The 19757-nt window shown below is 61.1% G+C and carries 14 protein-coding genes; 4 read left to right on the top strand and 10 right to left on the bottom strand.

What is annotated here, in order from left to right; genetic code table 11:
- The first annotated feature begins 36 nt into the window (after positions 1-36).
- The gene (locus U5775_RS01405) at positions 37-1020 is read left to right on the top strand and encodes an MDR family oxidoreductase (RefSeq protein ID WP_322056330.1); all 984 of its coding nucleotides are present in this window, start codon (positions 37-39) and stop codon (positions 1018-1020) included.
- Positions 1021-1064: 44 nt separating this feature from the next.
- On the opposite strand, the gene U5775_RS01400 is transcribed toward U5775_RS01405, so the two are convergent.
- The gene (locus U5775_RS01400) at positions 1065-3428 is read right to left on the bottom strand and encodes a cytotoxic necrotizing factor Rho-activating domain-containing protein (RefSeq protein WP_322056329.1); all 2364 of its coding nucleotides are present in this window, start codon (positions 3426-3428) and stop codon (positions 1065-1067) included.
- Positions 3429-3819: 391 nt separating this feature from the next.
- Between U5775_RS01400 and U5775_RS01395 the strand changes: the two genes are divergently transcribed.
- A complete protein-coding gene (locus U5775_RS01395; RefSeq protein WP_322056328.1) occupies positions 3820-4461 on the top strand; it encodes a DsbA family oxidoreductase in 642 nt (213 codons plus the stop codon).
- A 158-nt stretch (positions 4462-4619) separates the two neighbouring features.
- Positions 4620-6206 (top strand): Na+/H+ antiporter, encoded by a 1587-nt coding sequence (locus tag U5775_RS01390; RefSeq protein WP_322056327.1) that lies wholly within the window; start codon positions 4620-4622, stop codon positions 6204-6206.
- A 542-nt stretch (positions 6207-6748) separates the two neighbouring features.
- Here the strand turns inward: U5775_RS01390 and U5775_RS01385 are convergent.
- From U5775_RS01385 to U5775_RS01360, 6 genes are all read right to left on the bottom strand, one after another.
- Complete coding sequence (locus U5775_RS01385; protein WP_322056326.1) at positions 6749-7417, bottom strand: hypothetical protein; 669 nt, start codon at positions 7415-7417, stop codon at positions 6749-6751.
- Positions 7414-9210 carry a hypothetical protein gene (locus U5775_RS01380; protein WP_322056325.1) on the bottom strand — a complete coding sequence of 599 codons (1797 nt, stop codon included), beginning with the start codon at positions 9208-9210 and terminating at the stop codon, positions 7414-7416. The genes U5775_RS01385 and U5775_RS01380 overlap by 4 nt, the downstream gene beginning before the upstream one ends.
- Positions 9207-9893, bottom strand: coding sequence for a hypothetical protein (locus U5775_RS01375; RefSeq protein ID WP_322056324.1), 687 nt, complete (start codon positions 9891-9893; stop codon positions 9207-9209). The genes U5775_RS01380 and U5775_RS01375 overlap by 4 nt, the downstream gene beginning before the upstream one ends.
- A 289-nt stretch (positions 9894-10182) precedes the next feature.
- Entirely contained in the window at positions 10183-11652 is a 1470-nt protein-coding gene (locus tag U5775_RS01370) for a hypothetical protein (RefSeq protein WP_322056323.1), read from the bottom strand.
- Positions 11645-15508, bottom strand: coding sequence for a type VI secretion system Vgr family protein (locus U5775_RS01365; RefSeq protein ID WP_322056322.1), 3864 nt, complete (start codon positions 15506-15508; stop codon positions 11645-11647). The genes U5775_RS01370 and U5775_RS01365 overlap by 8 nt, the downstream gene beginning before the upstream one ends.
- Positions 15505-15765: a PAAR domain-containing protein gene (locus U5775_RS01360; RefSeq protein WP_322056321.1), complete on the bottom strand. Its 261-nt coding sequence runs from the start codon at positions 15763-15765 to the stop codon at positions 15505-15507. The genes U5775_RS01365 and U5775_RS01360 overlap by 4 nt, the downstream gene beginning before the upstream one ends.
- A gap of 314 nt (positions 15766-16079) precedes the next feature.
- Between U5775_RS01360 and dbpA the strand changes: the two genes are divergently transcribed.
- Positions 16080-17477 (top strand): ATP-dependent RNA helicase DbpA, encoded by a 1398-nt coding sequence (gene dbpA, locus U5775_RS01355; protein WP_322056320.1) that lies wholly within the window; start codon positions 16080-16082, stop codon positions 17475-17477.
- Between the two features lie 77 nt (positions 17478-17554).
- On the opposite strand, the gene U5775_RS01350 is transcribed toward dbpA, so the two are convergent.
- From U5775_RS01350 to U5775_RS01340, 3 genes are read right to left on the bottom strand one after another with little or no spacing between them, the layout of a single operon-like run.
- On the bottom strand, positions 17555-17944 hold the full coding sequence (locus U5775_RS01350; RefSeq protein ID WP_322056319.1) for a nuclear transport factor 2 family protein: 390 nt from the start codon (positions 17942-17944) through the stop codon (positions 17555-17557).
- An 8-nt stretch (positions 17945-17952) separates the two neighbouring features.
- Positions 17953-18759 (bottom strand): glucose 1-dehydrogenase, encoded by an 807-nt coding sequence (locus U5775_RS01345; RefSeq protein ID WP_322056318.1) that lies wholly within the window; start codon positions 18757-18759, stop codon positions 17953-17955.
- On the bottom strand, positions 18756-19655 hold the full coding sequence (locus tag U5775_RS01340; protein ID WP_322056317.1) for an alpha/beta fold hydrolase: 900 nt from the start codon (positions 19653-19655) through the stop codon (positions 18756-18758). Before U5775_RS01340 ends, U5775_RS01345 begins: the two co-directional genes overlap by 4 nt.
- Between the last annotated feature and the right edge of the window lie 102 nt (positions 19656-19757).

Raw genomic sequence — 19757 nt, 5'->3', positions numbered from 1 at the left:
CGCCCCTTTCCCTTTCGTTTCATCAACGAGGCATTCATGTTCAAAGCCATACTGGTTGATAAGGAATCCGGATCATATTCGGCGCGGCTTGCCGACCTCGACGAAGCGCGTCTGCCCGATGCGGACGTGCTCGTCGACGTCCAGTACAGCACGCTCAACTACAAGGACGGTCTCGCGATCACGGGCAAAGGGCCGGTCGTGCGCAGCTTTCCCATGGTGCCGGGCATCGATTTCGCCGGCACGGTCGCGCAAAGTGCGGACCCGCGCTATGCCGTGGGCGATGCGGTCGTGCTCAACGGCTGGGGCGTGGGCGAGCAGCATTGGGGCGGCCTCGCGCAAAAGGCCCGCGTAAAAGGCGACTGGCTGATTCCGCTGCCCAAGGGCTTGAACGCGCGACAGACCATGGCCGTCGGCACCGCGGGCTATACCGCGATGCTGTGCATACTCGCGCTCGAACGCTACGGCATCGGCCCCGGCCACGGCGACGTGCTCGTGACCGGCGCGAGCGGCGGCGTGGGCAGCTTCGCGATCACGCTGCTGGCGCGGCGCGGCTATCGCGTCGTGGCCTCGACAGGCAGGCGTGAGGAAGCGGCGTACCTGGAGCAGCTCGGCGCCGCCGAGGTCATCGACCGTGCAACGCTCAGCGAACCGGGCAAGCCGCTGCAAAAAGAGCGCTGGGCGGCGGCCATCGACTCGGTCGGCGGCCACACGCTCGCGAACGTCTGCGCGAGCCTGCGCGCCGATGGCGCCGTGGCGGCCTGCGGCCTCGCGCAAGGCATGGACTTGCCCGCCACGGTGGCGCCGTTCATCCTGCGCGGCGTGAGCCTCATCGGCGTCAACAGCGTCACGCGGCCCTTCGCCGAACGCCAGCAGGCGTGGCAAGCGCTCGCCGACACGCTCGATCTGAACGCGCTCGAAACGATCACGCGCGAGATCCCGCTTGCCGAAGCCATTGCGGCCGCGAGCGACCTGCTCGAAGGACGCGTGCGCGGCAGGCTCGTCGTGGATGTGAATGGCTAGACGTTCATCGCCCGTGGTTCATCGCCTGTTCGGCGATGGGACATCTATGGAGAAGCGGGGACCTCGTACACGCTCGCCTGTCCATTCTCCATCTTGTAATGAGTTTGCGTTCCGTCTTTCGCCGACCTGGGATTGGTCAACGCCCCCTTTTCGACCCAGACACGAACCACGACGTTCCCGTTCCGGTCCTTGCTAATGACCGCCTCCGCCGTGCCGACGGCCATTTTGCGCGGATCGGGCTCGTAGTAGTTGAAGCTTGTCATCTTGCTGCCAGCCGGTCCCGTCGCCCCCGCTGGCAGCACTTGTGCCTTACCGTTGTAGACGATGACCGAAAATGGATATTGCTCGGCAACCGAGACCAGATCGCTGCTTTGCCCGCCTGCCGTGCCGACGACCTGCTGCCCTGCGCCCATTACGTTATGCGCGCCGACAATTGCCGAAGCGCCATTGTTCGCCGTCGTCCATTGGGTGCCCGGCCGATCCGTGCCCGCGTGGTAGGCGTAAAAGCCCTGCTTGTTGGCGGTCATCATGAACGTGCATCCGCTTAGCGCCCCGCCCGTGACGACAACGCTCCCTCCGCGCGGAATATTCTCGAAAGGCACGGCTATCGCGCCGACGCCTTCGCGGCCGTTGTCGATCTTGATGATCTCCGTGTCCCCGTCAAGACCGCCCCCCTTCTTATCCCACTTGTTGCCGAAATAGGTCCGCGCTTTGCCATCGTACGAAGTTGCCTCTTTGGCGGCGCCGACCGTTAGCACCTCACGCCGCTGCGAGAAAGGCGTTTCGCTGGCCGGCAGTGCGGCGTTCATCTGAACGTCACGGTCGTTGCGGTAGTAATTGAACGGCACAGCGACCTTGCCGAGCGGCTGGTCAGGCGGCGTGCCACCGCCGGAAGCGCGCAGATTGAGCGGCCCCTTGCCTTTCAGCTTGCTGGCTTGCGCACGCCCCAGCCCGGCGAACTGTGAAGCGGGCGCGCCGACGCCGCTCGGCCCTGGCTGCGGTCCCTGCCCGTACCCGCCGGGCAGCTTTGGCGGATTCGTGGGCCCAAGCACATAGCCGAAGCGATTATCGGGCTGTCTCGTGGGTGGCTTGAAGTTCGCAGAACTACCCAATCCACTTTGGGGCGGCACATTCGGGTTGCCCGGAACAACCGTCTGCGTTGTCCTCATGTCGACTCTCATATTCAACAGGTCGAGCATTTCCCTCGACGTTTCACGGGTTAGAGGCTTGCCTTGCCACGAGTCATAAAGTCCGCCAAGCATGACGCCGGCACCACGCATGGCCCGGCCTGCCGGCGACAGCAGCTGGAACTGATCGGCTATACCGGCGTACCGCTCGATCGTATCGGCTTCTTCGGGCGTAAGCCCCTCTCCGCGATTGAGCTTGTTCGCCATATCCTGCGCGCTTTTCACGAACGCCGAAAATGGATTGCGCAACGCCTGCGAGGTCATTTCGGCAACCTCGGCCGGCGTATAGTCGGTCCTGACCTTGACACTGCCGAGGTAGCGAATTTCCGGCCCGTCGAGGGTGGAATCCTGTAATTCGACTTGCTTGCGCAATGTGGGATCGAAGCGCATGAGCGCGTGCATCACGACACCGTAGCGCACGAGCGCAGTCACGTCGTCCGTCGTCATGCTGCCGCCCGCATGCAACTTGTCCTGAATGGCGAGGACGCTATTGGCGAACTGGCCGAATCGCGATATGACCTGCCCGGAAATGACAACCGGATCCAGGCTGAGCCACGATCCGCCTTGAACGGACACGTACTGGGCGCCCGACACCTGCCTGGTAAAAACGTTCCGCCCCTGGTAGACAGGCGGTGTGGTGCGCGGCAGTTGTCCTCCGCCGTCCGGGGGAGTCGCCCCGTTTGCGCCCGTGGCGCCGCCAGCGCCTGGTGCCTGCGACTCCGAACCGCCGGTGCCCCGCGGCGGCGCCGGCGCCGGCGCCCATTGAACTCCCGACATCGTCGCCTGAGGCGTCAACGTTCCCCGCGATGCGGAACTCCCATGGTCGGCGCCAGTAGTGCTTCGCATGGGATCGGGCTGTTTTGCGTCATCCGTCGACATGGCGTCGCCGTGCGCATCGGAACCGGATATGCCGGGTTCGACGGTGACCGCCGAATCGCCACCGCTCCCGGCGCTGCGGCTATCGCCGTTTGACTCACGCACACGCTGATTCAATGGCGAACCCGCATTGGCCGGGCCCTCTTCGGGCAATTGACGATCGTCTCCCGTTTGGCTCGATGCCGCAGCCGAACCGCTTTCTCCCTCCGTGCTGCTATCGCCCGTTGCCCCGGATGCCAGCGAGTCTGGTGCCGAACTCGCATCGGCCGAACGCGGCTCGGCCTCCTGATTACCGTCCCTATCCGAAGTCAATGACGCGTACGAATTCAGACCGTCGATCCGCATGACACCTCCCTTTATCGTGAACCCGGCAATTGGCCATCCATTCACGGTCAACATAAGGGGGGAGCCACCGCGATGGGTCATATTGCAGTAGCACGCGAGGCTCGCGCTTTCAGTCTGGTTCTTCGATTCATGCGCCGCGTTCACGATGCCCGCCGTTGCGGCGAACGAGCGGCTGGAACGCACGCCGGACGCCGGTCGATTACATTGGCAATGCAACCCAACGTCTTCGATCCCTCTTAGATCCCATTACTGACGTGTACATCAGACTCATAAACGCGAAGCTGAACGCGAGCGATGGCCACCGGTCCGCTTTCCAGGACGTGGGACAATCGCGAATGCTCTTCGCACTCGGCAAGCCGCAAACGGCCCCCTTCACCCCACCGGAAAAGCCATGAAACAAGCGCTTCAAATCGATTTTGTCTCCGATATCGCGTGCCCCTGGTGCGCGATCGGCCTTTCCTCGCTGCTGCAGGCGCTAAAGAACCAGGGCGACGCCATCGACGCCACGATCGCCATTCACCCGTTCGAACTGAACCCCGACATGGGGCCGGGCGGCGAGACCATCGTCGATTATCTCGGCAAGAAATACGACCGCACGCCGGAACAGATCGCGCAGACGCAGGAAGCGATCCGCGAGCGCGGCGCAAGCGTGGGCTTCACGTTCGGGCCGCGCACGCGCATCTACAACACCTTCGACGCCCATCGCCTGCTCCATTGGGCGAGCCTCGAAGGCAAGCAACTGGCGCTCAAGCTCGCGCTGCTGCGCGCCTATCACGGCGAAGGCAAGGACACGAGCGACCACGAGATGCTGGTGCAAGCCGCGCAATCGGTGGGACTGGACGCCGATCAGGCGCGCACCGTGCTGCAAAGCGGCGCCTGGGCCGACGAAGTGCGCGCCGAAGAACAGCACGCGCAAGCGATGGGCATCCAGTCGGTGCCGGCCATCATCTTCAACCAGAAGTACCTCGTGAGCGGCGGCCAGCCCGTCGAGACGTTCGAGAACGCCATCAAGCAGATTCTCGCCGAGGGCTGAAGGCGCGCGCTTGTGTCGTTCGCTTGTGTCGTTCGCCTGCGCGCCTGACCGGGCCCTGACCCATACAGCGCAGGCGCCACGCGCGCGGCGAGGCCGGCCATTATGTTGGCCGCCCCCGCCGCTGCATCGCATCGATCCGGCCTCTCCCTGGAGCCACCATGACGGCAGTGTCGGCGTTCAAGCTCGTTCTGCTTTCGCTCATCGCCATCATCGCGCTGGAGCTGCTCGCCAAACGCCTGCGCCTGCCGCCCGCCGCCGCGCTGCTGGTGGGCGGCGCGGCCATGGCGTTCGCGCCGGGCCTGCCGCCCGTCGTCATCGACCCCGATCTCGTCCTGATCGTGTTCCTGCCGCCGCTCCTGATGGACGGCGCCTACTTCTTCGTCTGGGCCGACTTCAAGCGCCACATCACACCCATCCTGCTGTACGCGATTGGCGCGGTGGCGTTCACCACCTGGGCCGTGGGCCTCGTCGCGCACTGGGTGGCGCCCTCGCTGCCCTGGGCCGTGTGCTTCGCGCTGGGCGCCGTGGTCTCGCCACCCGACGCCGTGGCCGCGCGCGCCGTGCTCGAACGCCTCGCATTGCCGCGCCGCCTCATGGTGCTGCTCGAAGGAGAAAGCCTGCTCAACGACGCAGCGGGCCTCGTGCTGTTCCGCCTCGCCGTGGCCGCCGCGCTCACGGGCGCGTTCAGCAAGTCGGGCGCCTTGCTGAGCTTCTCGGGACTCGCGCTCGGCGGCATTGCCGTGGGCGGGTTCGTGGGCTACCTCACCGTCAACCTGCTACGCCTGCTCGACGACGATTACCTCATCATCACCACCGCTGTGAGCGCCGCGTGGTTCAGCTACATCGCCGGCGAAATGGCCGGCGTGTCGAGCGTGATCGCCACCGTCACCTGCGGCATGTATCTGGGCTGGCATCAGCACGAAGTCTTCTCCGCACGCGTGCGCATGCGCGGCACGGCGTTCTGGCAGGTGCTCGTATTCGTGCTCGAAGCGCTGGTGTTCGTGCTGATCGGACTTTCGCTGCGCGGCGTGATCCACCGGCTCGGCGGCGCGGGCGAAGCCATGGCGCAGCTCGGCCCCGCCGCGCTCGCCGTGGTGGCGGCGGTCGTGCTCTCGCGCTGCGTGTGGGCCTTCGGGCTCGAAACGATCCGCCTGATCGCGCATCGCTTCGCGCCGCGCAGCGTGCAGGCCGCCGACTTCCGCTCGGCGACCGTGGTGAGCTGGGCGGGCATGCGCGGCGTGGTCACGCTGGCGATCGCGCTCACGCTGCCCGCCGAGCTGCCCGGCCGTGACCTCATCCTGTTCGCGGCGTTCGCCGTGATCCTCTTCACGGTGCTGCTGCAAGGTCTCACGATCGGGCCGCTGATTCGACTCGTGAGGCCGCTGCAGGACGCCGAGGCGACAGCGGGCTACCTCAACGAGCCGCAGGTATGGACGCGCATTTTCGCGGTGCAGCTAGAAGCGATCCAGCCGCTCGTGCATGGGCAGGACGGCAGCGTGATCCACCCGCGCCTGCTGGAGCAGTACACCTATCGGGTCAATCTTTCGCGTTCGTTCGCGAATGCCGAGAGCCTGCCCAGCGACGTGCGTACGGCGCATTACGATGTGGTGCTCGCCGCCGTGCGCGCGGGCCGTGCGGAAATCTTGCGGCTGCATCGCGCGGGGTTGGTGAACGATGAGATGCTGCATGTGATCGAGCGGGATCTGGATCTTGAGGAGGTGGGGGCGCAGCATTCGCGGGGTTAGTGGCTTGGAGGACACTAGTATGTCCATTCAACGTCTATGTAATTGTAATTGGGGTCACCCAGACGTTCCCTGTAAACCGATTCGTAGTCCGTTCTGTTCTCCGTATAGATGCGCTTGACCCAACCGGATTGATGCTGGCGCCTTTTGATGTATTGCTCTACATACCTGGCGCGCTCGGCGTCGATATGCTTCTGCGCGGAGACATCGGTAGATTCGGCGACTATCGTATTGACCGAAATAACAATCACATAATTTCTGATATCGTCGTGCCCGCATGGAGACGTGCCATCTATTAACTCGTCAAGTACGCTCAACGAATATTCGGTCGGGGTTACGGACAGGGGAGGGAAAATCAGCCCTATCGGTCTCATGAAACATTCGCCCGGTGGTAGAGGTGGTGGCATGACCGGCCTCGCAGCGCTGCTCATGGGTCGACCGCCACAGGCTACGGCAACCGCTGTCACGACGAGTAAAAGCATATATGCCACGTATTTTCTTGATAGTTTCATGATGTGTAATTGGCGAATACCTGTCGGACGCACCTAGCCGCCTTTGTGGTAATCGTGATCACGAAAGCCCCCCGTCCGGCGCAGTTCAGCACATGAGTGGCCAGTCAAATTCCTGCAGGTAAGCCCAGTTATAAACTCCCCGCCATACCGTTCTTTATGCACCAGGCGAAGCCCGTTGCTCGCTTCGAGAACATAGTAAAAATCGGGGAAATCGCACACCTGGAATATTGACATGCCGTCAGGACCGGGTGGCAATGGTGACGAATAGGTGTAGTTCCACGTTTTGATCGTGGAGCCGACCGGAAAGTCGGCCTCTGGAACGCCGCGATAATATAACTTTCCGCGTAATCGAAAGTAGCCGTTCCCAAGGTAACGAAACGACCCATCAATGAATTCCGTCGCTCTTCCTTTTACATAAAGCATCCCGTAACGCAAGAAAAATACGTGATGCTCTTCGATGGGCTCCATTGCTTCGAATGTAATGGTCTTCGTTCGCTTGATATCGGCGTCAACCGCCACTTCAAATTCCCAATCACTTTGAAACAGTTTTTCATAGCCGAAATAGTAGGATACCGGTGAGAATGGCTTGCACGCCCATGCGCTGTGCAAACCTGCAAAGATCGTCGTGCATATGAGTGCGTGGAGGAAGCGCAGTGCAACCGAACCAAGGAAACGCACCACGCAATCACATCTTTCGCTCATGCCGCAAGTCTCTCTGAGCAAGGGATTGCCGTGGTTCTCTTTCCGGAGACAACACGGCGCACACAGCGCGATCCGCTCTTGGCACCTTTGGTTTGTGATGACGCAATCCCGAGGCGGCGCCGCAGGTTATTCGCAGACTTGATACAGACGCCAACCCGTTGCGCGACATTTGCATCGGACATGGTGCCGAGCAATGCAATTTCATCGTCGGTCCATGTGTGGTGCGCTCGTGCAATGCCAAGTTCATTGCGCTTCTTATGGACAGCGGTGTTCGACACCCCCAGGCGCCTCGCAATTTCGGCGTCGGGCATCGAGCCGAGCCAGGCGATCTGCTCATCCGTCCACGCGTGCCGCGCGCGCGTCGAGGGAATGCCAAGCACATGACGCTTGCGAGTAACGACATGCGGCTTCACGCCAAGGCGCTCCGCCACATCGGCATCGGGCATGGAGCCAAGCAGCGCGATATCTTCGTTCCGCCAGCCATCGTGCGGCTTTGCGGCCGGGATACGCAGGCTGCGGCGCTTCATGCAAACGGTGTGAGCGCTCAAGCCGATCCGCGCGCCCACTTCCTTGTCGGGCAAAGTACCAAGCAGGGCGATGTGTTCCGGCGTCCACCGATGACAACCCGCATTGCCCTGTTCACGCGCCGAAGGAACGCCGAGCTTGGTACGCTTCTGGTTGACGGCCCTCGTCGTGCGGCCGGTAAGCGCTGCGAGTTCGGCATCGGATACCACGCCAAGCATGGCGATCTGATCGAGTGTCCATGATGGGTGCGCAGGCGCCGCAGGGGCAATGCCCAGTCCCTGCCGTTTCTTCTGCACGGTGACGGGCGAAATGCCGCCGATTCGCCGCGCGACCTGTCCGTCCGTCATCGTCCCGAGTAGCGCAATTTCTCCTTCGGTCCATTGGCGGTTCTTGGTCAATTCGCGAATGCTCGGACCGTATCGTCTGGAACATAAGTTTGAATTCCTAACGATTGTTCCCGTTACTGGTTCTGCGATTTGTGCGACAACTTGAGCAAACGGGTTCGCTGGCGTCTCTCTCCCTACCTGCCCCGCTTTCCTTTGGCGCTTCCATGAAGGAATACCAAATCGATGCCGCCATTGCCATACCGTCCATGCCGTCACGCCAATTCGCCTTGCGAGCTCGCCGTCGGGCATCGTGCCGAGCAATCCGCGTTGTTCGTCCGTGCAGACACGTTGCAGATAGCCTTGCTTGAGCGCGGCACGGATACCATGCTTCTTGCGCGCATTGAATACAGTAATCAGGCAGACACCAAGACGCCTCGCGACTTCGGCGTCGGGCATCGTCCCGAGCAGCGCGATATGCTCCGGCGTCCAGTCGGGGCGATGGTGGGTGTCGCCGCGCATTGACGGTATCTGGAGACTGCGCCGCTTGGCGCTGACAATCGCCGAAATTACGCCAATACGTTGCGCGATTTCGCTATCGAAAGACTTGCCGAGCATGGCGATTTCTTCGTCGCGCCATTCGTGTATCGGGAGTTTACGCACTGATGGAATGCCAAGCTCGAGACGCTTGCGGTTGACGGTGGATGCGTTCGTCCCGATATGCCGCGCGAGTGCGGTGTCGGGCATCGTGCCGAGAAGAGCAATCTCCTGCGAGGTCCATGTATGGGCCGGGCGCCTCTCGTGTTGGTTGGCACTATCCGAGGTGCCGCGCCGTGAGCCCGCGCCTGACCTCGTGTCTGCGGCGCGCTGCGCCAGCTTCTCGCGGCTTGCAACCGACGAGGCGTGGTCGATCTGCGCGACCGTGTGTTCGAAGCGGTTCGTCATTTCGTTGCCCCCGGAGTGCTGTACAGTTCGCGCACGCGGTGCTCCTTTTCCTCACGTTTTTTCTTGCGCTGCTCAGGGGTGACATACGGATAGGCTCGCTCAATGCTGATTGAGTCTAGCTTTGAGATTCCTGAAGGATCGCTTTTAACCGGATCGAAGTAGATGAATTCAACGTTAACCGGGAATCGACCTTCTGCTACCGAGTTAGCGCGGTATCTGTATACGTGCATACGTTCGTGCGGAGGCATCGGATACAGACTATTTCCATCATATTTTTTACCGTCTTCGCCAACCCAATAATTAGCCAGATTTAGCCTCTCTTCCAATAAGATACGGTCCAATCCAGAAATAGATGGATCAAAGGTAATGCTGAAATATTTTGGGACGACCTTTACCTTTATTCGATCGTCTGAATAATTCATTGGATCGGATACCGTTGAGAATTGGACGTCAGCCGATGGAAGCGTAGCAAGCTTGAACGTGTATTGCACTCCAGGCGAACCGGGTTCACTATGTGTGTCCGCAACCTGCCCAAAGGCTGAACGTGAGGGATCGAATGGCACGTCATCCCGCAGAATCCTCATGGCTTCATCCAGGATTCGGAGTATTTCGCCATTTCTCGTATCGAAAATATCTTGACCAGTGGTTTCCTCGACTCGCATTTCTTGAATCCGATTGGTCATTTCCTTCGACTCAGATTTGTTTAATCCTGGCGGTGTATTCGGTTGCACACTCGCCAAGATCGCGCAAGAGCAAAGCGTCAGAACCACTCCTGCGTGAATCAGACATCGCTGCGTTTGCATATAACTCCTCACGTATCAGGCTGTAGCACGGTGAGTCAAATTTTCACCCTCTGCTTCGCAATTTTCGATGAAACATAGAAAATTTCACAATCTTCATTTTGACGGTTGATAAAATCCGAAACCGATGAGACATAATCGATCTACGCAACCGCATATTCGAAGCGGTTCGTCATTTCGTTGCCCCCGAATTTCTGTACAGGTCGTGCATGCGTTGCTCGTTCTCTTCGCGTTTCTGCTTGCGCATTTCAGGCGTAAGGTACGGGTAGGCACGACTCAGCGTGACGTGCAAAATAACCCGGGTATCGGTCGAGTCGGTCGGATCAGCGTCGCCGTAGAGCAATTCGACATCGACAGGAAACCTGCTATCAAGATGCTCCTTCGCACGATATCGGTATCTGTGTAAAAGCGGCGATAGTGGTGCACCTGAACCCAGGTCGTTCCCCTCGTACTTCTTCCCATCACCCGCGACCCAGTAGTCTGCAAGATCGAGCCGTTCCTTTATCAATGAAGGGAGAATGTCGATCCTCACTGGCGAAGATGCGAATTGCAAATCGAACCCACCAGGCACTATGGGAGTCTTGCCCCGATGATCCGAATAGTCGAGGGGATCAGCACCCGTTATAAATACGATATCGACACCCTTCAAAATTGAACTTCTGAAAATGTATCGCTCATCCATCGAATCGGTCGTTTTTTCGACGGACTGAACTACTCCAAATTCGGAGTCAACCGGATTAAATGGCTTGTTGTCGCGAAGTATCGACATAGCCTTTTCCATCATCGCCAGTATGGCTTCACGTTGATTTTTCACGACTTTGTCAGCCATTTCCCCTGACTCCAAACCTGTTGATTTTATCTGCGTATTTGTCTGTGCACGCATTAGGCTCGCGCAAGAACAGAGCATTAGAATCACTCCCGCATGAATCAGCCGTCTCTGCGGTTGCATAAACTTCCTCTTGTAGCTAGCTGTAGAATCACGAATCAAAATTCGTTCCCCCTCGGATTGCCATAGGTCGCGCACGCGTCGCTCTTTTTCTTCGCGTTTCTGCTTGCGCATCTCGGGCGTCAGATAGGGATAGGCACGACTCAGCGTGACTTGCAAGATGACTCGGGTATCGGTCGGGTCGGTGGGGCCGTCGTCACCATAGAGCAGATCGACATCGACGGAGAACCGACTGTCAGGACGCGCATTCGCACGATACCGATAGGTGTGCAGGCGTGGAGTTGGGGGCGAGCCCGCACCCAAGTCATTTCCCTCGTGTCTTGTCCCATCGCCCGCGACCCAGTAGTCTGCGAGATCGAGTCGTTTCTTTAACACTGCAGGGCTAATATCCAGCAACGACGACGAGGAGATAAATCGCAGATCGAACGTACGAGGCACTATGGAAACCTTGGTCCGGTCTTCCGAGTAATCGAGGGGGTCAGTTACCATTGAAAAATTGATGATGACGCCTGGTATAGTCGAATTCTTGAATATATATTGCGTATCCGTCAGGTCCGGGAATTTTTCCTTGGATCGGATTACTCCAAACACTGAATCGGCTGTATCAAAGGGCCTGTTGTCGCGGAGAATTGACATGGCCTTATCAATAACTTCAAGTATGGCCTCACGCCGATGATTCCTCTCACCCTCAAGCATTTCCTTGGGCTCCGAGTTTGGTAATGGTTTTGGTGTATTTGTCTGTGCATGCACCAGGCTCGCGCAAGAACAGAGCATCAGGATTACTCCAATACGAATCCACGGCTTCCTGTGTTGCATAAGCATCTTCTTCGTGTAACTGGCTGTAGTAGCCTGCATCAAAGTCTGCCATCTGCTTCGCGATTTCCGGCGTAACGTGACAGATATCGCAAACTGCCTGCTGAACATCCGCAAAGTCGGAGCGCAGATAACTATAGAATGGTTTGCTCTGCATCTCAGTAATCTGCCAGTAATAATGAAACATCAACATGGCATGAACGCCAAAGCGAACGCGTTCGTCATTGGGAAATTTGGTTTGAGCAGCCAGATCGTAGACGGCACGACTCAGTACGTCCCTGTAGTATTTCCCGATATTCTGATACCTCGCATAATCCTCAGGATAGGTATTAAATAAGGAAATCATCCAGAATGTCTGTTGACAATGCCGAGCTTCGTGATAGATCGTTTTGGCGAAATTCCCTTGGGTGACGGAAAGAAATGGCGCATCCTTTGCGATCGCGTATTGACAAATTGTAATGATCGATTGTTCGTATATTGCCATTAACCAGTCACCCGATATAAACGATGCTGTTACGTCGGGTCGCATATTGTATTTCTTTGCATCACCTTTATAGATAACCTTAGTGCTTGGCATTGCTCCTTTCTTTTGAAGGCTATCTGGTAAGCCGGTCGGCAAGCCAAACGGTCCTGACTGAAGTGCAGTCCACAACGGCTCTTGGACAGCGGGGGTGATAACTGCATTCAATTCATCCACGGGTTTTCCCGCCAATCCCATCCAATCTATCGCTGCTAATTTTTCCTTAATTGCAAGTGTGTACGCTCTGGTTACAGGATATTCAACGCTTGTGGAATACCCGATCGCTGCGCTTATAGTCGTTCGCTTCTTGCTCGCATAACGACTGCTACGCAGACCAAAATTCATCGGATCACATTTCAGGAATGCGGGTGGTTTGCCCTGTGTAGTCGCGCCTTCTGCGGGCGTGCTGGCCGTGTTTCCGCCTACCTGGGTAGTCCGCTTCACTGGATCCGCAACCTGTGCGGGAACGGGTGCGACTGCGTCCCGATAGACAGCCGTCCTGGCAACCGCGATCACATCCTCAGGCGCACTCTGCGACATCAACTCAACCACCCCAAACGACACCGCATTACTCGTCACTATCTGCAATTCACCAAGCTCGTTCGTCACCCCCTCAATAACCTGCCCATCGTCCAACGTGAGGCGATACGGCTGATTAGCGATAGCAAACCCGCCCCCCTCCTCAACCAGCACGTGATGAGCCGCCAGCCTGCCAGGGTTCTCCGCCGTAACAGGAAAATCGACCGGCTTGCTCACCGGGTCATCCGTCGCATGATCTGCTGCATGAACGAGAAAGCGTCCGCCCGTATAGCCAATAATTCCCTCGGACGAGATCCGCAACACCGAATCGCCGCCATGCAACTCGATACCCTTCGGCGACGCCAGCTTGATCCAGTCACCACGGCTGATGATCTCGACAACTTCCTGTGCGAGCAGTCGCATATCGGCCGTGCGCGATTCGACGCAAATCCGGCCCGGCGTGACAAGCGTGATCGCTTTCTGTGCGTAGAACGCGACCTTCTCACGCACCGAAGCAAAGAACGATTTCCCCGTCGCGATGGAGACATGTCCGCCCGATGTAATAGCGGTGTGCACCTGACTGGCGAAGTGCGCGTTGCGCCTTGCGTCGGTGACAATGTCGGCTTCGCTCGACAGTACGAGATGCGCCGCCTCAAACTCAGGAAACTCACCGCGCCCCGCCTCCGGCTTCCCACGCAATTCAGCATTAACGCGCCTCATATCCGCAGTCACATCCGACTGATCGCCAACCGCGTTCTGCGCCCCATGTCGCTGCGCCTGCTGCGCGAGCCCTTCGTGGATATCGCGCGCTGCCGTAAGCCGCGCAACCGTCTCCCCCATCTCCTTGACCTTGCCGCGCGCGCCAGGCCGCGCAACCGTCGTAATCAGCAAGCCGAGCGCCGCACGCAGCGCACCGTGCGCGTCGGTGCGAAGCTCGAACCCTTCGCCGCGCGCATCCTGCCGCCCCGCATTGCCCTCGATACGCGTGATATAGCCGAGGCTCAAACTGCTTTTCGCGTGATCGCTTGCAAGCTGCGCCTGCTGCCGGTTTTCCGTGTCGTCGAGCGCGAGATGATTGGTCGTGCTGCCCCGGCCGAGACTGCGCGTGACCATGCCTGATAGCGCCTGATTCTCGGGCAGCTTCCAGGGCGGCATGTTGTCCCGGTCCGGCACGAACGCCATCACGACCGGCCGGTCAGGATCGCTGTCGATATAGCCAACAAGCACCTGCTGCCCGCAGCGCCCATGCACGACCGTCCCCATCTGGTTGCCTTGCCACAGCAGCGCGACGCGCACCCATATCGACGACCTGCCGTCGAACTTGCCGTCCCGGTCCCACGCGTACTGAATCAGCACGCGGTTGTGCGCTTCGAGCCAGATTTCGGCGTCGTTCGGCCCGACGATTACGGCGTATTCGTAACCATCGATACGCGGGCGCGGTGTGACCTGGGGCATGCGGTAAGGCTCGCTCGCCGGATGCAGATCGAACGACGCATCGACCGAGTATTCCCGCAGCATGCTCGACATCACGCCGGCCTCGCGGATATCGAGCGTGCAGGCGAGCACGAGATAGTCGCGGTTGGCCTCCTCGTGCGGATGGTGGGTCAGCGTGAAGGTCTTGCCTGCCTCGATCCCGCGCAGATGGCCGCTGCCGTTCGCGCGCACCCGCATGCACGACACCGCTTCGAGTTTCACGCGCGCGAGGTGCTGCGCATCCTCCTGCCACGACTTGTCGTCCTGCAGGACGTCCGGGCGGGTCCGGGGCTGGGCGTATTCGGCGCGCGTATATGTCTCGTACTCCTGATGTTCGCTGTCGTACGGGACGGCCCATTCCTCGCGATAAGGCAGGCTGCTCCGGTTGAGGCGCGGCGACATATAGCTGTGGTCATGGACCGTCACCTTGCCGAGCGTGACGGCATTCCGGTACGCGAGTTGCGTAATGTGCTCTTCGTTTATGTGGCCGCCGCCCGCGTGATAGCGCAGCGTCTCATAGGCCGGGCTATGCCTGTGCCACGTGTGGGAGTTGTCGGCAATCACGAGCACATGCGTGCCATTGCGATGCTCCCACCATGCCAGGTAGCCGAACTCCTCGCACAAACGCATGCAGAAGTCCCAATCCGACTCCCACGCCTGGCGGATGAAATCGCGCCGGGGATCGGCCACGCCGTCGAGCCGCCATTCGATCTCGCCGCGATACGGGCTCAGGACCTCGTGCAGGATGTCGACGATCGCGCCGCTGAAGTGCCGCGAATTCGTGCCAAGCGAGGCAAACCAGCCCCACGGGCGCAGCACGAATTCGTAGACCGGCGTGTCGTCCTCGGTATCCACGATGGACACCTCGGTCACGTATCCGCTGATTTCGCGCGCGCCCGCACCTGTTGCAACCGTCGTGATGCTGCCGAAGCGCCCCGGCTGCGTCTGTCGAACGCTTTCCAGGTCGATCGTGACCGTGACTTCGGTCTCGCGAATGCGGGAGAGGTCGACTCGTTCGGCGTCCCACGTCATCGAGAGCGCCGCGGGGTTCATCACCGCTTCGACTCGATACTCGAACAGCCGCCCGATCCCCTCGTGGCCCGAGACACGCCGCGGGATCAACGTCGGCTCGCGCAACCGCAGGCCGCCCGGCCCGATGCGTACCCGCTCGGGAATGGCGCGGCCGCCGATCGCCAGCGTGGAGAACCGCAGGTTGCCTGCGGTCACGCCGACGCCTTTTGCAGCGTCGCGCCACACGTCGTCCTGTCACCGATGAACGCCACGCGCACGCCGCCGTGCGTGCGCGTGCCCGTCGCGACGATGGCGAAGTCGCCGCCGCATTTCGGGCAGCGCACCAGGTGGCCTTCGAGCGCGACGCGCACGCCCTTGTGCGTGAGATTCGGCGCGGCCTCGATGACCTCGCCGCCATGATCTGTCGTGTCGCCCAGACGGGCGACCTCGCGCCCCGTCACTGCGTCTTTCATATGCCGTTTCCTTTCGAAGAGAGACCTGCGGTGCCGCGGCGACGCATTCCGCCGTCCGCAGATTTATCCTGAAAGAGATAGACTTAGCTTGAAACACGAAAATTCTTAAATTTGGTCGGTTCGCGGCTTCGTGGCGCGCGAGATGGCCAAAAAAATCCATCTGGTTGACATTCCACAAACCAGGCGCCCTCCCGCGCGCATCGGCTAGAATTGCGCCACGCGCGATGCTCCCATCGCCGCCCGATCCATCCTCGCCGCGCCACGCCCCCGGGCGAAAGCCGCGCGGCACCCGCCCCCGGGGCGCGAGACCACGTATGACGAACACACCCACCGCCACGCCCTTCAGCGCGCTTGCGCTCGCGCCCGCCGCGCTCGAAAACCTCGCCCGTCTGGGCTATGTCGAGATGACGCCCATTCAGGCCGCGAGCCTGCCGATCGCGCTCGCGGGCCACGACCTCATCGCCCAGGCCAAGACGGGCAGCGGCAAGACCGCCGCCTTCTCGCTCGCGCTGCTCGCGAAGCTCGATGCGCGCCGCCTCGACGTGCAGGCGATGATCCTCTGCCCCACGCGCGAGCTGGCCGATCAGGTCGCGCAGGAGATCCGCCGCCTCGCGCGCGCCGAGGAGAACGTCAAGGTGCTCACGCTGTGCGGCGGCACGCCGATGAAGCCGCAGACGGCGAGTCTCGAGCACGGCGCGCATATCATCGTCGGCACGCCGGGCCGCATCATGGATCACCTCGAGCGCGGCAGTCTTTCGCTCGACGCGCTCAATACGCTCGTGCTGGACGAAGCGGACCGCATGCTCGACATGGGTTTCTTCGACGATATCGCCAAGGTCGCGCGTCAATGCCCCAAGGAGCGCCAGACACTGCTGTTCTCCGCCACCTACCCCGAGGGCATCGCGAAGCTGAGCCAGCAATTCCTGCGCAATCCTAAGGAAGTGAAGTTCGAAGAGCATCACGACGACAGCAAGATCCGCCAGCGCTTTTACGAGGTCGCCGACGACGAGCGCCTGCACGCGGTGGGCATGTTGCTGAACCATTACCGGCCCGTGAGCACGATCGCGTTCTGCAATACCAGGCAGCAATGCCGCGACTTGCTCGACGTGCTGCGCGCGCAGGGCTTTCATGCGCTCGCGCTCCATGGCGAGCTCGATCAGCGCGAGCGCGACCAGGTGCTGATCCAGTTCGCGAACCGCAGTTGCTCCGTGCTCGTGGCGACCGACGTGGCGGCGCGCGGTCTCGACATCGCGCAGCTCGAAGCCGTGATCAACGTGGACGTCACGCCCGATCCCGAGGTCTACGTGCACCGCATCGGCCGCACGGGGCGCGCGGATCAGGACGGCTGGGCGCTGAGTCTCGCGAGCATGGACGAGATGGGCCGCGTGGGCGGCATCGAGCAGGCGCTCAAGCGCGAGGTCGAATGGCAACCGCTCGCGGAGCTCAAGCCCGCCAGCGATGCGCCTTTGCTGCCGCCTATGGAAACCGTGCAGATTCTTGGCGGGCGCAAGGAAAAGATCCGTCCCGGCGACGTGCTGGGCGCGCTCACGGGCGAGGCGGGCTTCAGCGGCGCGCAGATCGGCAAGATCAACGTCACCGATTTTTCGACCTATGTGGCCGTGGAGCGCAGCGTCGCGCGCAAGGCGGTGAACAAGCTCAACGCCGGCAAGGTGAAGGGCAAGAAGGTACGCGCGCGCCTGATGGAAGAATAAGCGCGGAAATAAGCGCGCGGCGCCCGCGCAATGGTAGCGATGGGCGCCGCGGCTTCATGGCAAGGCGCGTAGCGGGCTCAGGCCGCGTTCGCGCCGTGATAGTCGTCCGGCCCCCAGTAAGCGCGCATGCTCGCGATCTTGCCTTGCGCGTCGAATTCCATCACGTCGGTCACGTCGATATGCGCGGGGCCGTCCGGACCCGCGATGTGCACCTTGAACGTGATGGTGGCCGCGTTCGCGTGCGAGCCGCGCGGCGGCGCGACGAGCTCGAGCCGCGCGCCCACCGTGGTGGCGTGGCCATAGAACGCGTCGATCTCGTCGCGTCCGCGCTTGAGCGGCGTGCCCACGGGATCTTCCACCGTGGCGTTGTCGGCGAACAGCGCGGCCACGCGCGCCGCGTCGTTCGCGTTGAACGCTTCGACATACTCGCGCAAGCGCGCCTTCATGTGTTCGGTGTTGTTTGTCATTCGGGCTCCTAGCGCGCGGTATAGCCGCCGTCGATAATGAGTTCGGTGCCCGTAACATAGCGGCCCGCAGGCGAGACCAGATAGAGGATGCCCGCCGCGATGTCCTGCGGATCGCCGATTTTCGCGAGCGGCACCATCTGCGCCATCTGCCCGAAGATCGGCTCGGGGTCGCCGTGCTTGCTGAGCGCCTCTTCGAGCATCGGCGTGCGGATGAAACCCGGGTGCACCGAGTTCGCACGAATGCCCTGCGCCGCGTAGAGCATCGCATCGGTCTTCGCCATCAGGCGCACGGCGCCCTTCGAAGCGTGATACGCGGGCACGTCCGGCCCGCCCACGATCCCGTACATCGACGAGACATTCACGATCGCGCCGCCGCCCGCCTGCTGCAGGGCGGGAATCGCGTACTTGGTGCAGAGGAACACGCCCGTCACGTTCACGTCCATCACCTGGCGCCACTGTTCGAGCGTGATCTCGTGCGTGGGCACGTTCGCGCCTTCGATGCCCGCATTGTTCACGAGCGCGTCGAGACGCCCGAAGCGCGCCACGATCTCGCCGAACACGCGCTGCACATCGGCTTCCTGCGTAACGTCGAGGCGCCAGAAATGCGCTTTGCCACCCGCCGCGACGATCTCGGCCGCGAGCGCCTCGCCCTGCGGCAGGACATCGAGCACCGCGACGGCGGCGCCGGCTGCCGCGAGCGTACGCGCTGTCTGCGCGCCGATGCCGCGCGCGGCGCCCGTGATCGCGGCCACCTTGCCGCTCATGCCGAACAGTTGTTGTGCGAGCGCTTGCGTCTGAACCTGCGTGCCGGTCATGCCGTCTCCTTGTCTTGTGTCTTGCTTGTGCGATCCGCATGGTCCGCTGCCTTATCCAGGTCGGCGAGAAAATCCACGCATTCGCGGTTGAAATATTCGCGGTGCTCCACCATCACCCAATGCCCGCAGCGGTTCATCAGCACGAAGCGCGCGTCCTCGCATTGCTCGAGAAAGTGCATCGCGCCGCTCACCGGGTTGAAGCGGTCCTGCGTGCCCCAGAAGCCCAGCACCGGGCAGCGCAGCTCCACGAGGCGCGCCGTGAGGTTGGGCACGCGCATGGTCGAAAGCACTTCGGGCGGCTGCGTTTCGCACACCTTCAGGCGCTCTTCCACGAGCGCATCGGTCACGAGCGCGCGATCGTGCACCAGCAACTCCAGCAGATACCGCATGGTCTGCCGGTTCATCTGCCGATTGGTGAAGAGCGAGACCATCTTCTGGATGCCTTCCATGCGGAAGTAGGTCTCGCGCTCCTCCACGCCACCGGGCGCCATCATGATAAGCGCCTTGACGTCCTGCGGATAATCCAGCGCGTACTTCAGCGCGATCGCGCCGCCCAGCGAATTGCCGAGCAGCGTGGCGCGGCCCACGCCCAGCGCGAGAAGCTGCGCGCGCAGGGCCTGAACGAAGAAGTCGAGCGTGTATTCGGCGTCGGCGGGCTTGGACGACGCGCCGTAGCCCGGCAGGTCGACCACGATCACGCGGTGCCCGGCCGCCGCGATGGGCGCGTAGTTATGGCGGAAATTGCTGATGCCGCTCGCGCCGGGGCCGCTGCCGTGGATGAACACCACGGGCTCGCCGCTGCCGGCTTCGAAATGATGCAGTCTCAGGCCGCCCGGCACATCGGTGAAAGATCCGATAGTGCCGGCGGGTAAAGCCGTGTTCGGTGCTGTCGTCATGGGCTTGTCTCCTGTCTTTACGCCGATGATCGGGGGCGCGAACGTGCGCCGCATCGTCTTTTCAGACTAAGAAACCACCCCGCATTTCCCCTACCATCGGCC

The sequence above is a fragment of the Paraburkholderia sp. J63 genome (assembly GCF_905220245.1).
Classification (GTDB): domain Bacteria; phylum Pseudomonadota; class Gammaproteobacteria; order Burkholderiales; family Burkholderiaceae; genus Paraburkholderia.
The sequence above is the reverse complement of the archived record's forward strand: the minus strand, read 5'-3'. Positions and strand labels throughout refer to the sequence as shown.

Excerpts from the sequence above, each read along its gene's own strand:
- U5775_RS01405 (WP_322056330.1), top strand. The coding sequence starts at position 37 with ATGTTCAAAGCCATACTGGTTGATAAGGAATCCGGATCATATTCGGCG.
- U5775_RS01340 (WP_322056317.1), bottom strand. The coding sequence starts at position 19,655 with ATGACGACAGCACCGAACACGGCTTTACCCGCCGGCACTATCGGATCT.
- U5775_RS01385 (WP_322056326.1), bottom strand. The coding sequence starts at position 7,417 with ATGAGCGAAAGATGTGATTGCGTGGTGCGTTTCCTTGGTTCGGTTGCA.
- U5775_RS01350 (WP_322056319.1), bottom strand. The coding sequence starts at position 17,944 with ATGACAAACAACACCGAACACATGAAGGCGCGCTTGCGCGAGTATGTC.
- U5775_RS01400 (WP_322056329.1), bottom strand. The coding sequence starts at position 3,428 with ATGCGGATCGACGGTCTGAATTCGTACGCGTCATTGACTTCGGATAGG.
- U5775_RS01395 (WP_322056328.1), top strand. The coding sequence starts at position 3,820 with ATGAAACAAGCGCTTCAAATCGATTTTGTCTCCGATATCGCGTGCCCC.
- U5775_RS01360 (WP_322056321.1), bottom strand. The coding sequence starts at position 15,765 with ATGAAAGACGCAGTGACGGGGCGCGAGGTCGCCCGTCTGGGCGACACG.
- U5775_RS01390 (WP_322056327.1), top strand. The coding sequence starts at position 4,620 with ATGACGGCAGTGTCGGCGTTCAAGCTCGTTCTGCTTTCGCTCATCGCC.
- U5775_RS01370 (WP_322056323.1), bottom strand. The coding sequence starts at position 11,652 with ATGCTTGAGGGTGAGAGGAATCATCGGCGTGAGGCCATACTTGAAGTT.
- dbpA (WP_322056320.1), top strand. The coding sequence starts at position 16,080 with ATGACGAACACACCCACCGCCACGCCCTTCAGCGCGCTTGCGCTCGCG.
- U5775_RS01345 (WP_322056318.1), bottom strand. The coding sequence starts at position 18,759 with ATGACCGGCACGCAGGTTCAGACGCAAGCGCTCGCACAACAACTGTTC.
- U5775_RS01375 (WP_322056324.1), bottom strand. The coding sequence starts at position 9,893 with ATGACCAATCGGATTCAAGAAATGCGAGTCGAGGAAACCACTGGTCAA.
- U5775_RS01380 (WP_322056325.1), bottom strand. The coding sequence starts at position 9,210 with ATGACGAACCGCTTCGAACACACGGTCGCGCAGATCGACCACGCCTCG.